Genomic DNA, 3,039 nt, shown 5'->3' on the forward strand with positions numbered 1-3,039 from the left:
GGCAAGGCGCTGGTGGCGTGGGACGAGTGGGGCAAGAATCCCGGCCGGGCGGCCGGTGCGGTGACCTTCAACGTCCTGACGACCGTCTTCACCGGCGGTGCGGGGGGTGCGGCGGCGGGCGCGGGCAAGGCGGGCGCGGTGGCCAAGGCCCTGTCCGTCGCCGGCAAGGCGGGCAAGATCATCGACCCGATGACCTACGTCGCCAAGGGCGCGGGCGCGGGTCTGTCGAAGATCGGCGACGTCACGAAGGCGTTGAAGGGCATCGGGAACATCGAGATCCCCAAGCTCCCCGACAACGCGATCACCCTCCCGGAGGGCTCCGTCAGGCTCCCGGACGGCACCGTGCACCTGCCGGAGGGCGCGGCGATCCCGGAGGGCGCGACGAGACTCCCCGACGGCAACGTCAGGCTGCCCGAGGGCGCGCCGGGCCTGCCGGAGGGATCGGTCAGGCTGCCCACGGAGGCGGGTGCTCCGGCGCGTTACTACGACCCGCCGGGGAATCTGCTCGACGAGAACGGCAATGTGCTGAAATCGGCGGACCAGGCCCCCAAGGAGCCCGGCGGCACCCCGCAGACCGGCACTCCGGGTGCGGGCTCGGACATCCCCCACACCCCGACCCCGGTGCGCGAACCGGCACTGGTCGGCGCGGGCGCCCATACAGCCGAGACCGCAGGACAGCACATCAGCCTGGGCAACAGCCTGGACACCAACCTCGGCGACCTCGGCCGCGTCCCGGACAACGCGGCAGTGCACGCGGGCGGCGACCTTCCCACCGTCCACGCGGGCGGCGACGTGCCCACTGTTCACGCGGGCGGCGACCTCCCCCGCACCGGAATGGGCGACCACCTCCCCGGCGGCAGCGCCGGCGACCACCTTCCCGGCGGATCGGCTCACGAGCACGGCCCCGGCCCCTCCGCCGGCCACGAGCCGCCGAGCGGCCACAGCGACGGCCAGGGAACTCATTCCGGCGACGGCCCGGGAACGCACCACGACGGGCCGACGGGCCCGCATGAGCAACCCGGTGCGGCAGGGCACGGGCATGAAAGCGGCAACACGCCGGGCGGGAACGCCACGGGCGGACAGGGCGAGGGCCCCGGCGGCCCCGGTCCTGGCCACGAGCCGGAAAAGGTCGACTACCGCGAGGGAGACGAGCAGGCTCTGCAGCCGACCGGCCGTATGCAGCCGGATCAGGAAGCAGCGGTCGCCGAACAACTCGCACGCTCGAAGATGGCACCTCACGACATCGAGAAATCCCTCGTCGGACTTCGCAAGAGTGAGTACGGTGCGGGAATCGCCAAGTACATCAGCGACGGCAAGCTCGCCCATATGCCCGGATACGATGAGCTCCTGTCCCAGTGCAAGCAGGTGAGTAGAAACAATGACATGTCGCCTGCTGTCTATATGGCGATGGAGCACGCGGCGGAACTGCAGGCTCGTGGCGTCAAGGGTCTGGCCTTCGAGTGGAAGGTGCCCGGTGACGGCTTGGACCTCGATGTGCTCGTCCGGTCCGGCAATCGCATCGAGTACGGTGCTCAGCTCAAGGACGTGAGCAGCGCTTCAAGTCTCAACAGTGCGACCCGCGGCATCGCGGAGAAGCAGCTGCTGGGTAATATCGACGGCCAGAAGGTGGCCATTCTCGACGTGCATGACACCAAGCTTGCCCTTACGGACAAGATCCTTGGGCGCATCGCCCATCGCGCCAGGATTACCAACGCAACCTTCGTTCTTCGGTTCAAGGATGGTTCGATCACCATTCCGGCCAACGGTCCTACATATCCGTAAGGGAAAATCCAATGTCCCTCCTCATGCGTGCACCGCGTGAATGTGCTTCCTGGTTCTGGGACCTGGAGGACTACGCGCCCCCCGGTCTGCAGTCCGCACTCAACACCGCTGCGCGGATGTCGGCGGTTCTCCAGAAGCACGAGCTTTTGCAGCCCACCATGCTGGAATGGTTCTGGCTTGTGCCCGAGATGGGCGGAGCGGTGGGTAGGACGAGCGTGGGGCTCATGCGGCCGTTGGACGATGAGTGGACCCTCCGGAGAGTCGAGGAGTTGCGTCCTGTTGCCTTTCCGGAAGCCGAGTGCAGCGGCTTCCTCGTGGCGGGGACCGGTGTGTGGTTCGATGAGGACGGTGGGCGACACCACGAGGATCGCCTGGTCGAACTGACTGTCTCTTCGGAACCGCTCGGGCTCTCAGCCGATGTTTCCGTCTTTCATGACATCTGGGGTCCGTTCGACTTCCGCGGTACTCCTCATCCGGAAACACAACGGCGGAATGCTCCACGACTGGCCGCCGCACTGAGGGAGCTGGAGGCGCTCCTGGAGATCGAGGCAGAGCCTGGGGAGCCGACGTACTTCGGGAGAGCGGTAGGGCATGGGGTCATGGAGCCGGAAGTCTCGGACGGGCGGGGCCCGGACCTCACCGATCTGCTCTGACTGGGATTCTTCGGGCCGGGTCGGAGGACGGGCGGCCTGCGGCGACCTGGCGTGAAGATGACGGTGGTCGAGGCTCGGGCTCGCACGGGATCAGGGTGGTTTGGGGTGAACACCCCTGTCTGTCCCCATGAGTTGGTAACGGGTTCGTGGTGCCTCTGTAAGGATGGCCACTCCCCATTGCATAGGCAATCAGTCAGTTGGTAGCAATGACTCTGCGTGCAGTGCGCGTGAAGTGAGCCAAGTGAGCTGAACGGGGGCGTTGATGAAGTTCGACATGGGTGCGCAGACGTTGTCGACGTTGCAGCGTGATTCGCGTGGGTCGAGTGATGATCTGGGTTCGTTGATCAGGCAGTTGGTGCAGGCGGCGCAGCCGTTGGAGGGGAAGTTCAACGGTACGGGTCGGGCGATGTTCGATCAGTTCAAGGGGCGTGCGGATGAGATCGCGGCTGATCTGAACGCGTCGTTGTCGGCGATTTTGGGTGGTCAGTCGGGGATGGACTCGGCGTTCGGTTCGGGTGATCAGGAGCAGGGTGACAACGCGCGGCAGCAGATGTCGGCGGCGAATTTCGATGCGGCGCGGTTCGGTGCGCGTTGAGTTGGTGGT

At 66.4% G+C, this 3,039-nt stretch carries 2 protein-coding genes and 1 pseudogene; all 3 read left to right on the forward strand.

Going from position 1 to position 3,039, the window contains the following annotated elements; genetic code table 11:
* Window positions 1-1,782, forward strand: a pseudogene (locus tag ACIBVL_RS43145) (hypothetical protein); the annotation flags it as partial.
* Between the two features lie 11 nt (window positions 1,783-1,793).
* Complete coding sequence (locus tag ACIBVL_RS43150; RefSeq protein WP_399106757.1) at window positions 1,794-2,435, forward strand: hypothetical protein; 642 nt, start codon at window positions 1,794-1,796, stop codon at window positions 2,433-2,435.
* 262 nt (window positions 2,436-2,697) lie between these two features.
* The gene (locus ACIBVL_RS43155) at window positions 2,698-3,030 is read left to right on the forward strand and encodes a hypothetical protein (protein WP_399106759.1); all 333 of its coding nucleotides are present in this window, start codon (window positions 2,698-2,700) and stop codon (window positions 3,028-3,030) included.
* The last annotated feature ends 9 nt before the right edge of the window (window positions 3,031-3,039 follow it).

This window comes from Streptomyces sp. NPDC049687 (assembly GCF_044465285.1).
Taxonomy (GTDB): Bacteria; Actinomycetota; Actinomycetes; order Streptomycetales; family Streptomycetaceae; genus Streptomyces.

Excerpts from the sequence above, each read along its gene's own strand:
- ACIBVL_RS43155 (WP_399106759.1), top strand. The coding sequence starts at position 2,698 with ATGAAGTTCGACATGGGTGCGCAGACGTTGTCGACGTTGCAGCGTGAT.
- ACIBVL_RS43150 (WP_399106757.1), top strand. The coding sequence starts at position 1,794 with ATGTCCCTCCTCATGCGTGCACCGCGTGAATGTGCTTCCTGGTTCTGG.